The sequence below is a fragment of the Streptomyces parvulus genome, from assembly GCF_014648855.1.
Taxonomy (GTDB): Bacteria; Actinomycetota; Actinomycetes; order Streptomycetales; family Streptomycetaceae; genus Streptomyces; species Streptomyces parvulus.
Map to the genome: position 1 here is coordinate 133,805 of NZ_BMRX01000010.1, position 17,157 is coordinate 150,961.

General features: G+C 70.9%; 15 protein-coding genes. 2 read left to right on the forward strand and 13 right to left on the reverse strand.

The window, feature by feature from the left end:
* Positions 1–266: 266 nt before the first annotated feature.
* The 4 genes from IE108_RS20855 to IE108_RS20870 all read right to left on the reverse strand — a co-directional run bounded on the left by IE108_RS20855 (position 267) and on the right by IE108_RS20870 (position 4,526).
* The gene (locus IE108_RS20855; RefSeq protein ID WP_064726917.1) at positions 267–1,622 is read right to left on the reverse strand and encodes a replication-associated recombination protein A; all 1,356 of its coding nucleotides are present in this window, start codon (positions 1,620–1,622) and stop codon (positions 267–269) included.
* A gap of 56 nt (positions 1,623–1,678) precedes the next feature.
* Positions 1,679–2,341: a vitamin K epoxide reductase family protein gene (locus tag IE108_RS20860; RefSeq protein WP_064726918.1), complete on the reverse strand. Its 663-nt coding sequence runs from the start codon at positions 2,339–2,341 to the stop codon at positions 1,679–1,681.
* Positions 2,342–2,542: 201 nt separating this feature from the next.
* Positions 2,543–3,805 carry a histidine--tRNA ligase gene (hisS, locus tag IE108_RS20865; protein ID WP_064726919.1) on the reverse strand — a complete coding sequence of 421 codons (1,263 nt, stop codon included), beginning with the start codon at positions 3,803–3,805 and terminating at the stop codon, positions 2,543–2,545.
* 13 nt (positions 3,806–3,818) lie between these two features.
* Positions 3,819–4,526, reverse strand: a complete 708-nt coding sequence (locus tag IE108_RS20870; protein WP_064726920.1) for an MBL fold metallo-hydrolase — start codon at positions 4,524–4,526, stop codon at positions 3,819–3,821.
* Between the two features lie 183 nt (positions 4,527–4,709).
* Between IE108_RS20870 and IE108_RS20875 the strand changes: the two genes are divergently transcribed.
* Positions 4,710–5,534, forward strand: a complete 825-nt coding sequence (locus IE108_RS20875) for a peptidylprolyl isomerase (protein ID WP_064726921.1) — start codon at positions 4,710–4,712, stop codon at positions 5,532–5,534.
* Positions 5,535–5,669: 135 nt separating this feature from the next.
* Positions 5,670–6,899 (forward strand): DUF349 domain-containing protein, encoded by a 1,230-nt coding sequence (locus IE108_RS20880; protein ID WP_064726922.1) that lies wholly within the window; start codon positions 5,670–5,672, stop codon positions 6,897–6,899.
* Positions 6,900–6,975: 76 nt separating this feature from the next.
* Here the strand turns inward: IE108_RS20880 and relA are convergent, their stop codons facing one another.
* From relA to IE108_RS20925, 9 genes are all read right to left on the reverse strand, one after another.
* A complete protein-coding gene (relA, locus tag IE108_RS20885) occupies positions 6,976–9,516 on the reverse strand; it encodes a GTP pyrophosphokinase (protein ID WP_064726923.1) in 2,541 nt (846 codons plus the stop codon).
* 172 nt (positions 9,517–9,688) lie between these two features.
* Positions 9,689–10,237: an adenine phosphoribosyltransferase gene (locus IE108_RS20890; protein WP_064726924.1), complete on the reverse strand. Its 549-nt coding sequence runs from the start codon at positions 10,235–10,237 to the stop codon at positions 9,689–9,691.
* Entirely contained in the window at positions 10,234–11,355 is a 1,122-nt protein-coding gene (gene secF, locus IE108_RS20895) for a protein translocase subunit SecF (protein WP_064726925.1), read from the reverse strand. Before secF ends, IE108_RS20890 begins: the two co-directional genes overlap by 4 nt.
* 1 nt (position 11,356) lies before the next feature.
* Positions 11,357–13,147, reverse strand: a complete 1,791-nt coding sequence (secD, locus tag IE108_RS20900) for a protein translocase subunit SecD (protein ID WP_064726926.1) — start codon at positions 13,145–13,147, stop codon at positions 11,357–11,359.
* Positions 13,148–13,288: 141 nt separating this feature from the next.
* On the reverse strand, positions 13,289–13,795 hold the full coding sequence (yajC, locus tag IE108_RS20905; protein ID WP_064726927.1) for a preprotein translocase subunit YajC: 507 nt from the start codon (positions 13,793–13,795) through the stop codon (positions 13,289–13,291).
* Positions 13,796–13,970: 175 nt separating this feature from the next.
* Complete coding sequence (gene ruvB, locus IE108_RS20910) at positions 13,971–15,065, reverse strand: Holliday junction branch migration DNA helicase RuvB (protein ID WP_064726928.1); 1,095 nt, start codon at positions 15,063–15,065, stop codon at positions 13,971–13,973.
* Positions 15,066–15,093: 28 nt separating this feature from the next.
* Entirely contained in the window at positions 15,094–15,699 is a 606-nt protein-coding gene (ruvA, locus tag IE108_RS20915; protein WP_064726929.1) for a Holliday junction branch migration protein RuvA, read from the reverse strand.
* On the reverse strand, positions 15,696–16,271 hold the full coding sequence (gene ruvC, locus IE108_RS20920; protein WP_064726930.1) for a crossover junction endodeoxyribonuclease RuvC: 576 nt from the start codon (positions 16,269–16,271) through the stop codon (positions 15,696–15,698). Before ruvC ends, ruvA begins: the two co-directional genes overlap by 4 nt.
* 108 nt (positions 16,272–16,379) lie before the next feature.
* Positions 16,380–17,132 (reverse strand): YebC/PmpR family DNA-binding transcriptional regulator, encoded by a 753-nt coding sequence (locus IE108_RS20925; protein ID WP_064726931.1) that lies wholly within the window; start codon positions 17,130–17,132, stop codon positions 16,380–16,382.
* Positions 17,133–17,157 lie beyond the last annotated feature (25 nt).

Genomic DNA, 17,157 nt, shown 5'->3' on the forward strand with positions numbered 1-17,157 from the left:
TGTCAGGGTTGAGGGAGGTCGCAATCCGCAGCCGGGGAAACCCGCCGGGTCCGCTGGGGACCTGCCGGGCAGCCGCTCCCTGGTCTGGGCACATACGTGCAGCACGCGAGTGGCCCACCGGCCGCTCCCGGGACTCCGGGTGGTGGTGGGCTGCCCGCGACACCTATCGACGGTGCGCGACGCTCCTGGAACCCGCTGGGGGTTCCGGCCGGTTGTCCCGTTCTGACTGCACGGGACTCGGCGCTCCGGGGGATTCTACAGGCTGCTCAGGACCGCTTGCGACCGAGGTGCCCGCGGGTCCACTCCACGGCGTCCGCGTATCTGGCCTCGGCGCCGTGCCGGGTCGGGGTGTAGTACGTCCGGTCCCTCAGCTCGTCCGGGGCGTACTGCTGGGCGGCGATGCCCTCCGGCAGGTCGTGCGGGTACACGTACCCCTGGCCGTGGCCCAGCTTGCCGGCGCCCTTGTAGTGGCTGTCCCGCAGGTGGGCCGGGACGGGGCCGGCGTGCCCCTTGCGCACGTCCTCCAGGGCGGCGCCGATGGCGGTGGTCGCGGCGTTGGACTTGGGGGCGAGAGCGAGGGCGATGGTGGCGTGGCTGAGGGTGAGGGCGGCCTCGGGGAAGCCGATCATGGCGACGGCCTGGGCGGCGGCCACCGCGACCGGCAGCGCGTTGGGGTCGGCGAGGCCGATGTCCTCGCTGGCGGAGATCATCAGGCGCCGGGCGATGAAGCGGGGGTCCTCGCCGGCCTCGATCATCCGGGCCAGGTAGTGCAGGGCTGCGTCCACGTCGGAGCCGCGGATGGACTTGATCAGGGCGCTGGCGACGTCGTAGTGCTGGTCGCCGTCGCGGTCGTACTTGACGGCGGCCCGGTCGACGGTCTCCTCCAGCGTCTCCAGGGTGACCTCGGCCTCGCCCTTGTCGAGCGCGGCCCCGGCGGCGGCCTCCAGGGCGGTGAGCGCGCGGCGGGCGTCGCCGCCGGCGATGCGCAGCAGGTGCGCCTCGGTGTCCTCGGGGAGGGTCACGGCGTCCCCGAGGCCCCGCTCGTCGCTCAGGGCCCGGCGGAGCAGGCCGCGGACGTCGTCGTCGGTGAGCGGTTCGAGGGTGAGCAGCAGGGAGCGGGAGAGCAGCGGGGAGATCACCGAGAAGTACGGGTTCTCGGTGGTGGCGGCGATCAGGGTGACCCAGCGGTTCTCGACGGCCGGGAGCAGGGAGTCCTGCTGGGCCTTGCTGAAGCGGTGGATCTCGTCGAGGAAGAGGACGGTCTCCTTGCCGTACCCGCCGACGGCGCGGCGGGCGCCGTCGATGACCGCGCGGACCTCCTTGACGCCCGCGGTGATCGCGGACAGCTCCACGAAGCGCTTGTTGGTGGCCTTGGAGACGACGTACGCCAGGGTGGTCTTCCCGGTGCCCGGCGGGCCCCAGAGGATGACGGAGGAGGGACCGGCGGGGCCCGTGCCGCCCTCGCCGACCAGGCGGCGCAGGGGGGATCCGGGCTTGAGCAGGTGCTGCTGGCCGACGACCTCGTCGAGGGTGCGCGGGCGCATCCGCACGGCGAGGGGGCTGCCGGTCGGGTCCTTCTCCTGGCGTTCTTCTGCTGCGGCGGTGAACAGGTCGGGCTCCACGCTCTGAACCCTAAATCACCGCACCGACATCGCGACGGGCCGGTGGAGCCGGCCGGTCAGCTGGTCCAGAAGTCCCACCAGCGGGTGAGGATCATCATGCCGATGATGCCGATGTGCAGCACCGGCAGGACCCAGGTGAACTCCCCGAAGAAGCCGCGCATCCACTTCGGCGCGGGCAGGAAGCCCTTGCGGACGTTGAAGGACGTCACGTACCAGAACATCAGGATCGTGGCGACCCACGCGAGGCAGCACCACAGGCACAGCGCGTTGATCCGGTACAGGGACTGGAACTGGAGCCAGGTGCAGAATCCGACGCCGAAGAGGGTGCCCGCGTTGAAGGTGAGCCAGTACCAGCGCGGGAAGCGGGCCCCGGCGAGCAGGCTCACGCCCACGGCGACGACGATGCCGTAGGTCACCAGGCCCAGCATCGGGTTGGGGAAGCCGAAGACGGCCGCCTGGTCGCTCTCCATGACGCTGCCGCAGGAGACGACGGGGTTGAGGCTGCACCCGGGGGTGAACGTCGTCCCGGCGACCTTGGCCTCGAGCAGCTTGAACTTGTCCAGCGTGATGACCCACGCGGCGAGCACCCCGGCCGCGCCGGTGAGCACCAGCAGCAGGGCGAGGGCGCGGCTGCCGCCCTCGGCGCGCGGTGTGCCGGTCGCGGGGTCCGGCGCGGGCTCCGCCACGGTGGAGACGTCCTTCACTGTCGTCTTGCTCATCACGCCGATTCCGTCACTGGGGGGTCGGACCTGCTTCGGGCAGGGCCATTGTGCCGCACCACCCTGTATGGCCACCGTTCGATGAACATATGAACGGACCGGCGATCACTCCCAGGAGGCTCGTTCCGGCCAACACCCGTTCCCCTCGGGGACGCGCGGACGAACACGCGCACGCCCCCGGGGAGACCCGGCGTACCGGCGCTAGCCGAGCCTGGACTCCAGCTCGGCCACGATCTCGTTGACGCCGATCGCGGTCTGCTCGCCGGACTCCATGTCCTTGAGCTGGACGACGCCGTCGGCCAGGTCGCGCTCGCCGAGGACGAGGGCGTAGCGGGCGCCGGAGCGGTTGGCCGCCTTCATCGCGGCCTTGAGGCCCTTGCCGCCGTACGAGAAGTCGGCGGCGACGCCGTTCTTGCGCAACTCGGTGACCTTGGCGAAGAGGATCCGCCGGGCCTCCTCGCCGAGCGGGACCGCGAAGACGGAGGTGGCCGAGGGAATGTCCAGTTCGATGCCCTCCGCCTCCAGGGCGAGGACGGTCCGGTCGACGCCGAGGGCCCAGCCGACCGACGGCAGGGACGGGCCGCCGATCATCTCGGAGAGCCCGTCGTAGCGGCCGCCGCCGCCCACCGCGGACTGGGAGCCCAGGCCGTCGTGGACGAACTCGAAGGTGGTGCGCGTGTAGTAGTCCAAACCGCGCACCAGCTTCGGGTCGTCCTCGAAGACGACGCCCGCCGCCGTGATCAGGTCGCGCACCTCCTCGTGGTACGCCTTGCAGGCGTCGCACAGGTAGTCGCGCAGCAGCGGGGCACCGGTGAGCTGCTTCTGCACCTCCGGGCGCTTGTCGTCCAGGACGCGCAGCGGGTTGATCTCGGCGCGGCGCAGCGTCTCCTCGTCCAGGTCGAGGCCGCGCAGGAAGTCCTGGAGCGCGGTCCGGTAGACGGGGCGGCACTCCTGGTCGCCCAGGCTGTTGAGCAGGATGCGGAAGTTCCGCAGGCCGAGCGCGCGGTACGACTGGTCGGCCAGGATGATCAGTTCGGCGTCCAGGGCCGGGTCCTCGGCGCCGATCGCCTCGGCACCGACCTGGGAGAAGTGGCGGTAACGGCCCTTCTGGGGGCGCTCGTAGCGGTATTGCGAGCCCGAGTACCAGACCTTGACCGGGAGGTTGCCGGCTTTGTGCAGGTTGGCCTCCAGGACCGCGCGCAGCACGGGCGCGGTCGTCTCCGGGCGCAGGGCGAGCCGGTCGCCGCCCTTGGTCTCGAAGACGTACATCTCCTTGGTCACGATGTCGGTGGACTCGCCGACCCCGCGCGCGAACAGCTCGACGTTCTCGAAGCCGGGCGTCTCGATGTAGCCGTAGCCGGAGTTGCGCAGCGGGGCCGCGATCGCCTCGCGGACCGCCAGGAACTTCGCGGAGTCGGGCGGCAGCAGGTCGTACGTGCCCTTGGGGGCCTTGAAGGTGCTCACGGGAGGTATCTCGTCACATTCCTCGTCGGGGCGCGCCGGGCGCGCTGTGGCCGGCCGCCACCTGCCGCAGATACGGGTTGGTGGCGCGCTCCTGGCCGATGGTCGTGTAGTCGTTGTGACCGGGCAGCACCACGGTGGCGTCGTCGAGCGGCAGGACCACGCGGGCCAGGGACTCGAGCATGTCGTCCATGGAGCCACCGGGGAAGTCGGTGCGTCCGATGGAGCCGGCGAACAGCAGGTCGCCCGAGAACATGACCGGCGGGATGTCCGCCGACTCGGGCAGCCCGAAGGTCACCGACCCCTTCGTATGGCCCGGCGCGTGCGCGACGGTCAGCTCCAGGCCCGCCAGGGCCAGCTTCGCGCCGTCGGCCAGCTCCTTGACGTCGTCCGGCTCCCCGACGGTCAGCTCGCCCATGAGCGGCATGCCGATGGTGCGGCCGATGGCCTTCTCGGGGTCGCTCATCATGTACCGGTCCTCGGGGTGGATCCAGGCGGGCACGTCGTGCGCGCCGCAGACCGGGACGACCGAGGCCACATGGTCGATGTGGCCGTGGGTGAGGACGACGGCGACGGGCTTGAGCCGATGCTTCCTGATCGCTTCCTCGACTCCGGGGGCCGCCTGGTGGCCCGGGTCGATGATCACGCACTCCTCACCGGCGGCGGGGGCGACGAGATAACAGTTCGTCCCCCAGGCCCCGGCGGGGAACCCGGCAATGAGCACGATCGTCCTTCGTTTGTGTCGGTACGGGTGGGCTTGCGAACGGGCCGCGCCCATGGTCAGAGCCTACCGGCGGTGCCGTTTCCCCAGCGAACCCATATACGGTACGGGGCTACACGCCCACGGTCGGCTCATCGCACCCACGCGTACCGGTCGGCACACGAAGACGCATGAGGAGAGAAACCGGTGGTCAGCCAGGAGCAGCGGCGGCGTCAGCTCGCCCGGGAGAAGTTCTTGCGGCAGCAGCAGCGACGTACCTCCGCGCGACGCAAGGCGCGCACCCGCAACGCGGCGATCGCGTCGGTGCTCGGCGTGATTCTGATCGGCAGCGTCGCGCTGTACACGACCGGCGTGGTCCTCAAGGACGACGACGACAAGACGAACGCCAACGCGGAGGTGACGCCGAGCCCTTCGGCCAGCAAGAAGGCCGAGGACCCGTGCGACAAGCCCGCCGAGGGCAAGGTCAAGACGCAGACCTGGAAGAAGGAACCTGCGATGACCATCGACAAGTCGGCGAAGTACGCGATGAAGCTGTCGACGACCTGCGGCGACATAGGGATCGACCTGAAGACGTCGGCGGCGCCGCACACCGTCAACTCGTTCAACTTCCTCGCGGGCAAGGGGTTCTTCGACCACACCCCGTGCCACCGCCTCACCACCAACGGGATCTTCGTGCTGCAGTGCGGCGACCCGACGGGGCAGGGCAACGGCGGTCCGGGCTACAACATCCCGGACGAGAACCTGAAGGACAAGAGCCTCAAGAAGAACACCTACCCGGCGGGCACCATCGCGATGGCGAACACCGGGCAGCCGAACTCCGGCGGCAGCCAGTTCTTCCTCGTCTACCAGGACAGCCCGCTGCCGCCCAGCTACACGCCGTTCGGCACCATCTCCGAGGACGGCATGGCCGTGCTGAAGAAGATCGCCGCCGCGGGCGAGAGCACCGGCGCGGGTGACGGAGCGCCCAACGCGACCGTCGTGATCGACAAGGCGACCGTCACCGAATCCTGACCCTCATCAGCGAAAGTTCGGTCGCGCGGGATGCGGACAGGCCACCCGCCGGTCGCCTATGTTGGCCGTGACGAAACTGTGGACGATGCCCGGGGGAAGCGAATCCCTCCGTCGGCATCATGTGGAGGAGGCGCTGTGAGCAGCGACCCGTGGGGCCGCGTCGACGAGACGGGCACCGTGTACGTGCGTACGGCCGACGGCGAGCAGGTCGTCGGATCCTGGCAGGCGGGCTCCCCCGAGGAGGCGCTGGCCTATTTCGAACGCAAGTACGAAGGCCTGGTTGTCGAGATCGGCCTCCTCGAAAAGCGGGTGAAGACCACCGACCTGTCGGCGAAGGACGCCCAGACCGCCGTCGACCACCTGCGCGAGCAGGTGGACGCGCACCACGCGGTCGGCGACCTGGACGCGCTGCGGGCCCGGCTGGACAAGCTCGTGGAGCTGGTGGACAAGCGCCGCGAGGAGCGGAAGGTCCAGCGGGCCAAGCAGTCCGACGAGGCGCGCGGCGCCAAGGAGGCGCTGGTCGCCGAGGCGGAGGAGCTGGCCCGCTCCGACCAGTGGCGGGTGGCCGGTGAGCGGCTGCGCTCCCTGGTGGACACCTGGAAGGGCCTGCCGCGCCTGGACCGCAAGTCCGACGACGAGTTGTGGCACCGCTTCTCGCACGCGCGCTCGGCGTTCTCCAAGCGCCGCAAGCAGCACTTCGCGCAGCTGGACGCGCAGCGCGAGGAGGCCCGTAAGACCAAGGAGCGGCTGGTCTCCGAGGCCGAGGCGCTGTCCAACTCGACGGACTGGGGACCGACGGCCGCGCGCTACCGCGACCTGATGTCCGAGTGGAAGGCCGCCGGCCGCGCCCAGCGCGAGCACGAGGACGACCTGTGGAACCGCTTCCGCGGCGCCCAGGACGTGTTCTTCGCCGCGCGCGGCTCGGTCTTCGCCGAGCGGGACGCGGAGCAGGCGGAGAACCTGAAGCTCAAGGAGGAGCTGGTCGAGGAGGCCGAGAAGCTCGTCCCGGTCTCCGACCTGAAGTCGGCCCGTGCCGCGTTCCGCTCGGTCAACGAGCGGTGGGAGGCGATCGGCCACGTCCCGCGCGACGCCCGGCCGAAGGTCGAGGGGCGGATGCACGCGGTCGAGCGGGCTCTCCAGGAGGCCGAGGAGACCGAGTGGCGCCGGACCAACCCGGAGGCACGCGCGCGTGCCGAGGGTCTGACCGGGCAGCTCCAGGCCGCCGTCGACAAGCTGCGCGCCCAGATCGACCAGGCGCGCGCCCAGGGCAACAACGCCAAGGCCGACAAGCTGGAGCGCGAGCTGGAGGGCCGCCAGGCCCTGCTGGACCAGGCCCTGAAGGGGCTGCACGAGTTCGGCGGCTGACGCCCGGAGGGCACGGACACGAGAGGGGCTCCCGTACGCGCCGTACGGGAGCCCCTCTCGTCTGTCGTGCGGGCCGCTACGACGGCCTGCGCGCCGAAGTCACCCGGTACACGTCGTAGACGCCCTCCACGCCGCGTACGGCCTTCAGGACGTGGCCCAGGTGCTTCGGGTCGCCCATCTCGAAGGTGAAGCGGGAGGTGGCCACCCGGTCGCGGGAGGTCTGGACGGCCGCCGAGAGGATGTTGACGTGCTGGTCGGACAGCACCCGGGTGACGTCCGAGAGCAGCCGGGAGCGGTCCAGGGCCTCGACCTGGATGGCGACCAGGAAGACGGAGGACTGGGTGGGCGCCCACTCGACCTCGAGGATGCGCTCGGGCTCCCGGGAGAGGGAGTCCACGTTCACGCAGTCGCTGCGGTGGACCGAGACGCCGCTGCCGCGGGTGACGAAACCGATGATGGGGTCGCCGGGCACGGGCGTGCAGCAGCGGGCCAGCTTGACCCACACGTCGTCCACGCCCTTGACGACCACGCCCGGGTCGGCGTTGCTCCGGCGCTTGCGGCGGCCGCGGGCCGGCGGGACGGACTCGTCGATCTCCTCGGTGGCGGCCTCCTCGCCGCCAAGGGCCTGCACGAGCTTCTGCACGATGTTCTGGGCGGAGACGTGGCCCTCGCCGATCGCCGCGTACAGCGCGGAGATGTCCGAGTAGCGCATCTCGTGGGCGAGCGTGACCAGCGAGTCGCCCGTCAGGATGCGCTGGATCGGCAGGTTCTGCTTGCGCATGGCCCGGACGATGGCGTCCTTGCCCTGCTCGATCGCCTCGTCGCGGCGCTCCTTGGAGAACCAGGCGCGGATCTTGTTGCGGGCGCGCGGGGACTTGACGAAGCCGAGCCAGTCGCGGGAGGGGCCCGCGCCGGCCGCCTTGGAGGTGAAGACCTCCACCAGGTCGCCGTTGTCCAGGGTGGACTCCAGCGGGACGAGCCGGCCGTTGACCCGTGCTCCTATGGTGCGGTGGCCGACCTCGGTGTGGACGGCGTACGCGAAGTCGACGGGGGTGGCGCTCGCCGGGAGCGCTATGACGTCGCCCTTGGGGGTGAAGACGAAGACCTCGTTGCGGGAGAGGTCGAAGCGCAGGGACTCCAGGAACTCGCCGGGGTCCTCGGTCTCCTTCTGCCAGTCCAGGAGCTGGCGCAGCCACGCCATGTCGTTGAGGTGGTCGTCCTTGCCCTTGCCCGCGGACTTGGGGGCGTCGGTGCGCACCTTGGAGGCGCCGGCGACGGCCTCCTGCTTGTACTTCCAGTGCGCGGCGATGCCGTACTCCGCGCGGCGGTGCATGTCGAAGGTGCGGATCTGCAGCTCGACCGGCTTGCCGCCGGGCCCGATGACCGTCGTGTGCAGCGACTGGTACATGTTGAACTTGGGCATCGCGATGTAGTCCTTGAACCGCCCCGGAACCGGGTTCCAGCGGGCGTGGACCGTGCCCAGCGCCGCGTAGCAGTCGCGGACGGTGTCCACCAGGACGCGGATGCCCACCAGGTCGTAGATCTCCGCGAAGTCGCGGCCGCGGACGATCATCTTCTGGTAGACGCTGTAGTAGTGCTTGGGGCGGCCGGTGACGGTCGCCTTGATGCGGGCGGCGCGCAGGTCCTGCTGCACCTCGTCGGTGACGACGGCCAGGTACTCGTCGCGCTTGGGGGCGCGCTCGGCCACCAGGCGGACGATCTCGTCGTACATCTTGGGGTAGAGGATCGCGAAGGCGAGGTCCTCCAGCTCCCACTTGATGGTGTTCATGCCCAGCCGGTGGGCGAGCGGCGCGTAGATCTCCAGGGTCTCGCGCGCCTTCTTCTCCTGCTTCTCGCGCTTGAGGTAGCGCATGGTGCGCATGTTGTGCAGGCGGTCGGCGAGCTTGATGACCAGGACGCGCGGGTCCTTGGCCATGGCGACGACCATCTTGCGCACGGTCTCGGCCTGCGCGGCCTCGCCGAACTTGACCTTGTCCAGCTTGGTGACGCCGTCGACGAGCAGGGTGACCACGTCGCCGAAGTCGCGGCGCAGGTCCTCCAGGCCGTACTCGGTGTCCTCGACGGTGTCGTGCAGCAGGCCCGCCATCAGCGTCGCCGGGTCCATGCCCAGCTCGGCGAGGATGGTGGTGACGGCGAGCGGGTGCGTGATGTACGGGTCGCCGCTCTTGCGCTTCTGCCCGCGGTGCCAGCGTTCGGCGACCTGGTAGGCGCGCTCGATCTGGCGCAGGGTGGCCGTCTCGATCTTGGGGTCGTTGCTGCGCACTATCCGCAGCAGCGGCTCCAGGACCGGGTTGTACGGGTTGGCGCGCTGCACGCCGAGGCGGGCCAGGCGGGCGCGGACGCGGTTGGAGGAGCCGGAGCGGGCGGACTGGCCCGCCGGGTTGCGGACCACCGGCGCGTTCTGCGGGCGCTCGGCGGGCAGCGGCTTGGGGCGCGGCTGCTGCTCGGCGGGCTTGTCGACCGGCGCGGACGGGGCGTGCCGGATCGGCCCACGCGTGTCGTTCTTCGCCTGGGGCGTGTTCGGCGCGGGCTTCGCCGCGGGCGCCGAGGCGGACTCGGGCTTTGCGGCGGTCAGTGGCTGGGCCTCGTCTGGCAAGAGGACTCCTCGTGCGCGATCCGGGTCCCCCGGTCAGGCTCCGGAGATCCCATGGTAGCGATCCTGCCCCCGGGGATCGCCTTCAGGCCAAAGTGGGGGCCTTCAGCAGGGGAAACACCCGGGGCGGGCGCCGGATTCCTCCGGGCCCGCCCCAGGTGCGCGACGTGACCGGTCAGACCGTGAGCAGCGCCTTCAGCGGCGCCCCGGCCAGGGCCGGCTCCAGGCGGGCCCGGCCGCCGAGGAAGCCCAGCTCCATCAGGACGGCGAGCCCGGCGACCCGGGCGCCGGCCCGGCGGATCAGCTGCAGGGACGCCTCGGCGGTACCGCCGGTGGCGAGGACGTCGTCCACGACCAGGACGCGGTCGTCCGCGTCCAGGTCCTCGGCGTGCACTTCGATCTCCGCGGAGCCGTACTCCAGGTCGTACGCCTGGCCGAGGGTGGCTCCGGGGAGCTTGCCGGCCTTGCGTACGGGGATGAAGCCGAGGCCCGCCCGCAGCGCCACCGGGGCGCCCAGGATGAAGCCGCGCGCCTCCAGGCCGACGACCTTGGTGGCGCCGGTCTCCGCGGCGACCCCGGCGAGCGCGTCGGTGAGGGCGGCGAAGGCGGCCGGGTCGGCCAGGAGCGGGGTGATGTCCTTGAACACCACACCCGGCTCCGGGTAGTCCGCCACGTCACGGATGCGGCTGAGCAGCAGCTCCGTGATGCCGGTGGTGCCGGTCATCGGCGCTTCCCCGAGGGACGGCCGCGGCCCCGGCCCCGGGAGGCGGGCTGGTTGCGGGGGCCGACGACCGCGGGGGCCGCGTCGTCGGGCTCGTCGTCCGCGTAGGGCTCCGCCTCGTCCGCGGACTCCACCGGCTCGCCCTTGGCCGCGGCCTGGGCGCGCTTGGCCAGGACGCGCTTCTTGAGGGCCTTCATCTGCGGCTCCGCCTCCTTGAGGTCGGCGACGAGCGGCGTGGCGATGAAGATCGACGAGTAGGCGCCCGCGGCGAGACCGACGAACAGCGACAGCGAGATGTCGTTCAGCATGCCGGCGCCGAGGACACCGCCGCCGATGAACAGCAGGCCGCCGACCGGCAGCAGCGCGACCACCGTGGTGTTGATAGAGCGGACCAGGGTGCTGTTGATCGAGCGGTTGGCGATCTCGGCGTACGTCCAGCGGGTCTGTTTGGTGATGTCTCTCGTCTGTTCCTTGAGACTGTCGAAGACCACGACCGTGTCGTAGAGCGAGTAGCCGAGGATCGTCAGCAGACCGATCACCGTGCCCGGTGTGACCTCGAAGCCGACGAGGGCGTAGATGCCGACGGTGATGGTGATGTCGTGGATCAGCGCGACGAACGCGGCGAGTGCCATGCGCCACTCGAACGCGATCGCCAGGTAGATCACCACCAGGACCATGAAGATCCCGAGGCCCTGCCAGGCCTTGTCGGCGATCTGGTCACCCCAGCTGGGGCCGACCAGGTCGGCGTTGATCTTCTCGGCGGGGGTGTCCAGGTCCTTGGCGAGCTGCTGCTTGATCTGGTCCGACGCCCCGGTGTCGGTGCCCGCGATCTGGATGCGGAGGCTGCCGTCGCCGAGCTTCTGGACGATGGCGTCGTGCCCGGAGGCGTCCTCCGCGTAGGTCTCCGCCTGGGAGACCGAGGCGCTCATGTTCTTCGGGGTGGTGAAGACCGCGCCGCCCTGGAACTCGATGCCCATGTGCAGGCCGCGCACCGCCAGGCCGACGATGGCCGTGATGGTGATGAGGATCGAGATGCCGTACCAGAGCTTGCGGTTCTTGACGAAGTCGTAACCGACCTCGCCGTGGTGCAGTCGGGCGCCGAGGTTGCCGAGCTTTCCCATCTCACGCCTCCTTCGGGTCGACGGGGCCGGCGGGACGGGACGTGCGGCGGCTGCGGCGCAGCGGCGGCTTGGCGCCCAGGCTCTTCGGGTCGAGGCCGGACCACTTGTGGCCACTGGCGAAGAACTTGCGGCGGGCCATCAGCGTCAGCAGCGGCTTGGTGAAGAGGAACACCACGACCACATCGAGCAGGGTGGTCAGACCCAGCGTGAACGCGAAGCCCTGGACCTTGCCGACGGTGACGATGAAGAGCACGGCGGCGGCGAGGAACGACACGAAGTCGGAGACCAGGATGGTGCGCCGGGCGCGCGGCCAGGCCCGCTCGACGGCGGGACGCAGCGTGCGGCCCTCCCTGATCTCGTCGCGGACCCGTTCGAAGTAGACGATGAACGAGTCCGCCGTGATGCCGATGGCGACGATGGCTCCGCAGACGGCGGGCAGGTTCAGCGCGAAGCCGATGGTCGGGCCGAGCAGCGACATGATCACGTACGTCAGGCCCGCGGAGACCAGCAGCGAGGTGACGGCGATGAACGACAGGCCGCGGTAGTAGATCAGCAGGTAGAGGACGACCAGGACGAGGCCGATGGCGCCCGCGATCAGACCTGCCTTGAGCTGCTCACCGCCGAGCGCGGCGGTGACGGTGGTGACGCTGTCCTCCTTGAAGGTCAGCGGCAGGGCGCCGTAGGACAGCATGTTGGCGAGGCCCTGGGCCTCTTCCTGGTCGAAGTTGCCCGAGATCTCCGCGCTGCCGCCGGTGAGCGCCTGGCTGACGTACGGGTCGGAGACGACCTCGTTGTCCAGGACGATGGCGAACTGGTTCTGCGGGGACTGGTTCTTGGCCAGCTTGCCGGTGATGTCCGCGAACTTCTTGCCGCCGTTGTCCGTGAACTTCATCGTCACGGTCCAGCCGGCGCCGGTCTGGGTGTTGAGGACGGCCTCGGACTTGTCGATGTCCGTGCCGTCGACCGAGGCGGGGCCGAGGACGTACTTCTGCCACTGGCCCTGCGAGTTCTGGCCGCAGGCCACCATCGAGTCGCCGGGCTTGGAGCCGTCGCCGGCCTTGGCGCGGTCGGCCGCCTTGGTGCAGTCCAGCGCCGCGTACTGCTGCTGGAGCTTGGCGTCGCCGGCGGCGCTGCCGCTCGGGGACGGGGAGGCGCCGTCGGAGGGCTTGGCGGACGGGCTCGGGTCGGCCTTCAGGGCGTCGGAGGCGGCACGGCCCTGGCCGGTGGCGCTCGCGGAGGCGGAGTCGGAGGGCGTGGAGCTCGCGCCGCCCTCGTCGGTCGCCTTGTCCTGGCCGTCGGTGGCCTTGTCCGTGGCCTTGTCGGTGGCCTTGTCCGAGGGGTTGCCGGTGGCGCTCGGAGACGGGCTGCCGGTCGCGTTCGCACCGGAGAGCTCGGTGGCTACGACCGGGCGGAAGTACAGCTTGGCGGTGGTGCCGACCTGCTGGCGGGCTTCCTCGGAATTCGTCCCCTTGGGGATGTTGACGATGATGTTCCGGTCGCCCTGGGTCTGTACCTCGGCCTCGGAGACACCCAGACCGTTGACACGGCGCTCCATGATGTCGACCGCGGTGTCCATGTTGGTCTTGTTGATCGCGGACTCCTGGCCCGCTTCCGGGACCGCCCGGAGGGTGATGCTGGTGCCGCCGGCCAGGTCGATGCCGAGACGCGGAGTCGTGTGTCCGGAGGCGAACATGCCGCCGGTGAGCGCCACGATGGCGATCAGGATCAGGGCCAGCGAGCGTCCGGGCCTGCTCGGAGCGCTCGCGTTCTTTCCCTTTTTAGGTGCTACCACCTTTGGGTACTCCCTCTCGGGCCGCTGCGCGCCGGGGAGGCGTCGCCGGCGGCCATCACATGGTGTCCGGATCCGTGCGAGCCAGGCGTCACACGGGGTGCGCGGGGACGTCGTCGACGTCCCCGCGCACCCCGGGACGGCTTACTTCGCCTCGGAACCGCCGTCGGACTTCTTCGCCTGCTCGTCGGCCTTGGCCTCGGCGGGCGCGGCATCGGCCGTCGGCTCGACGGCCGGCTCGTCGGCCGCGTCCTTCTTGCCGAGGTCGACGTGCTTGTCGTCGGCGGCGGCATCGGCGGCGGCGTCGGACTCCGTGAGGGAGGAGGCGTCGTCCGGGACGACGTCGGCGTCCGACTTCAGGTCGTGCTCGATGCCGTGGACGATGCGGTTGTACTCGTCGTCGGTCAGGACGGCACCGATGCTGTTCTTGGCGAAGAGCAGGTCGACGCCCGGCCCGGCATCGAGGAGGACCGTGTCGTCGCTGACCTCCTTGACCGTGGCGTACATGCCCCCGATGGTGCGGACACCGGAACCGGGCTGCATCTGGTTCCGCATGTCGGCGGCCTGCTGCTGCTTCTTCTTCGCCGACCGGGTCATCAGGAACATGGCCCCGATGAGCACGATGAACGGGAGGAGGGTCACGAGACTCACGGGTCGGTACTTCCTTCACACGACCGCGATGGTGAGCGGCCTGATGGTTGGGGGTGTGTACGCCGCCGACAAGGGCGGCATCGGCGGAGTCTAAGCGAGTCCGCGCGCAGGGAACAACGCTCAGCATGGCACTGGGGTTCCTGCTCGGGCGAATGTCCTCGTCGTGACGGGGATGTCACGTCCCGAACAAGTCCGGTTGTCCGTTTCCGGTGTTGCGCGCGCCGGGCGGGGTGAGCCCGAGGTGCGCCCAGGCCGCCGGTGTCGCGACCCGCCCGCGGGGGGTACGGGCCAGGAGGCCTTCCCTCACCAGGAAGGGTTCGGCGACCTCTTCCACTGTCTCACGCTCCTCCCCCACCGCGACGGCGAGCGTGGACAGGCCCACGGGGCCGCCGCCGAATAGCTTGAGCAGCGCCTCCAGGACACCGCGGTCGAGCCGGTCCAGGCCCCGGTCGTCCACCTCGTAGACCGCCAGGGCGGCGGCGGCGACCTCGCGGGTGACCAGGCCGTCGGCCTTGACCTGGGCGTAGTCGCGCACCCGGCGCAGCAGGCGGTTGGCGATGCGCGGAGTGCCCCGGGAACGGCCGGCGATCTCCGCCGCGCCGGCGGTGTCGATCCCGACGTCGAGCAGGCCGGCCGAGCGGTGGAGCACGCGCTCCAGCTCGGCCGGTCCGTAGAACTCCATGTGGGCGGTGAAGCCGAAGCGGTCGCGCAGCGGCGGCGGCAGCAGTCCCGCGCGCGTGGTGGCGCCGACCAGGGTGAACGGGGGCAGCTCCAGCGGGATGGCGGTGGCGCCGGGGCCCTTGCCGACGATCACGTCGACGCGGAAGTCCTCCATCGCCATGTAGAGCATCTCCTCGGCGGGCCGCGACATGCGGTGGATCTCGTCGAGGAAGAGGACCTCGCCCTCCTGGAGGGAGGAGAGGATCGCCGCGAGGTCGCCGGCGTGCTGGATGGCGGGGCCGGAGGTGATGCGGATGGGGGCGCCCATCTCGGCCGCGATGATCATCGAGAGGGTGGTCTTGCCGAGGCCCGGGGCGCCGGAGAGCAGCACGTGGTCGGCGGTGGCCCCGCGCGCGCGGGCGGCCCGCAGCACGAGGTCGAGCTGCTCGCGGACCTTCTCCTGGCCGATGAACTCGCCGAGGTCCTTAGGGCGCAGGGCGGCCTCCACCGCCTGGTCCTCGCCGTCGGCGACCGAGCCCACCAGCCGGTCCTCGGCGGCGCCGAGTCCTTCGGGGGCGTCGGACGGGTCGGTGGTGTCGTCCCAGTTCATGTGGTGTGCCTCGGGGGTCGGTGGTGGGTCAGCGGGCGCGGTTCAGGGTCTGGAGAGCGGCCTTGAGCAGCTGCCCCACCTGGGGGGTGCCGCCGGCGGCCTCGGCCTGGGGGGCGACCGCGGTCACGGCCTCGTCGGCCTCGCGGGTCGCGTACCCGAGGCCGATCAGGGCGGCGTGCAGCTGGTCGCGCCAGCCGGTGCTGACCGGGGCGCCGACGGCGGGGGCGCCGATGGGCTCGCCGAGGCGGTCCCTCAGCTCCAGGAGCAGCTTCTGCGCGCCCTTCTTCCCGATGCCGGGGACGGCGGTGAGCGCCTTCTCGTCGCCGGTGGAGACGGCCCGGCGCAGGGCGTCGGGGCTGTGCACGGCGAGCATCGCCTGGGCCAGCCGGGGGCCGACGCCGCTGGCGGTCTGGAGCAGCTCGAAGACCTGGCGCTCGTCGTCGTCGGCGAAGCCGTACAGCGTGAGCGAGTCCTCGCGGACGACGAGGGACGTGGCGAGCTTGGCGGGCTTGCCGAGCCGGAGCGTGGAGAGGGTGTTCGGCGTGCACTGGACGGCCATGCCGACCCCGCCGACCTCCACCACCGCGGCGTCGGGGGCGAGGGCGGCGACGGTGCCGCTGACGAAGGCGATCATGCCGTACGGCCTTTCGACGGGTGAGGGGTGTGCGGGCCGGCGGGGCCGGACGCGCCCCGGGAGGTGTGCAGGGCGACGGCCTGCTGGAGCCTGTTCTGCGCGGGGGCGCGCCAGATGTGGCAGATGGCGAGCGCGAGGGCGTCGGCGGCGTCGGCCGGCTTGGGCGGCGCGGCGAGCCGCAGCAGCCGGGTGACCATGGCGCCGACCTGCGCCTTGTCCGCCCGTCCGCTGCCGGTGACGGCGGCCTTGACCTCGCTCGGGGTGTGCAGGGCGACGGGGATGCCGCGGCGGGACGCGCACAGGATGGCGACGGCGCTGGCCTGGGCGGTGCCCATCACCGTGCGGACGTTGTGCTGGCTGAAGACGCGCTCGACGGCGACGCGGTCCGGCCGGTGCTCGTCGAGCCACTGCTCGATGCCCTGCTCGACGGCGACCAGGCGGCGGCCCAGTTCGTCGTCCGCGCGGGTGCGGACGACGCCGACGCCGATCATGGTGAGCGGTCTGCCCGCGACGCCCTCGACGACGCCGACGCCGCAGCGGGTCAGTCCCGGGTCCACCCCCAGTACGCGCACGCCCGCCCCCCTCTCCTCGATCACCTGTTTGTGCAGGCTATCGGGTGCCACCGACAAAGCGGCGGGCCGGCGGGGTGTGTCCCCGCCGGCCCGCTGAGCTGGGGCGCGTTACGCGTCCACCTTCTCCATGACCTCGTCGCTGACGTCGAAGTTGGCGAAGACGTTCTGCACGTCGTCGCTGTCCTCCAGGGCGTCGATGAGGCGGAAGATCTTGCGGGCGCCGTCCTCGTCCAGCTCGACCTGCATGGTCGGGACGAAGTTGGCGTCGGCGGACTCGTAGTCGATGCCGGCGTCCTGGAGGGCGGTGCGGACCGCGACCAGGTCGGTGGCCTCGCTGAGCACCTCGAAGGACTCGCCGAGGTCGTTGACCTCCTCGGCGCCCGCGTCCAGGACGGCGCCCAGGACGTCGTCCTCGCTCAGCTCGCCCTTGGGGACGATCACGACGCCCTTGCGGTTGAACAGGTACGACACGGACCCCGGGTCGGCCATCGAGCCGCCGTTGCGGGTCATCGCGACGCGAACGTCGGAGGCGGCGCGGTTGCGGTTGTCGGTGAGGCACTCGATGAGCACCGCGACGCCGTTCGGCCCGTAGCCCTCGTACATGATCGTCTCGTAGTCGGCGCCGCCGGCCTCCAGGCCGCCGCCGCGCTTGACCGCGGAGTCGATGTTCTTGTTGGGCACCGACTGCTTCTTGGCCTTCTGGATGGCGTCGTACAGCGTCGGGTTGCCCTCGATGTCGACGCCGCCCATGCGCGCCGCGACCTCGATGTTCTTGATCAGCTTCGCGAAGAGCTTGCCGCGCTTGGCATCGATCACGGCCTTCTTGTGCTTCGTCGTAGCCCATTTAGAGTGGCCGGACATCTGCCTGTCTCCTTCGCGTAACCCG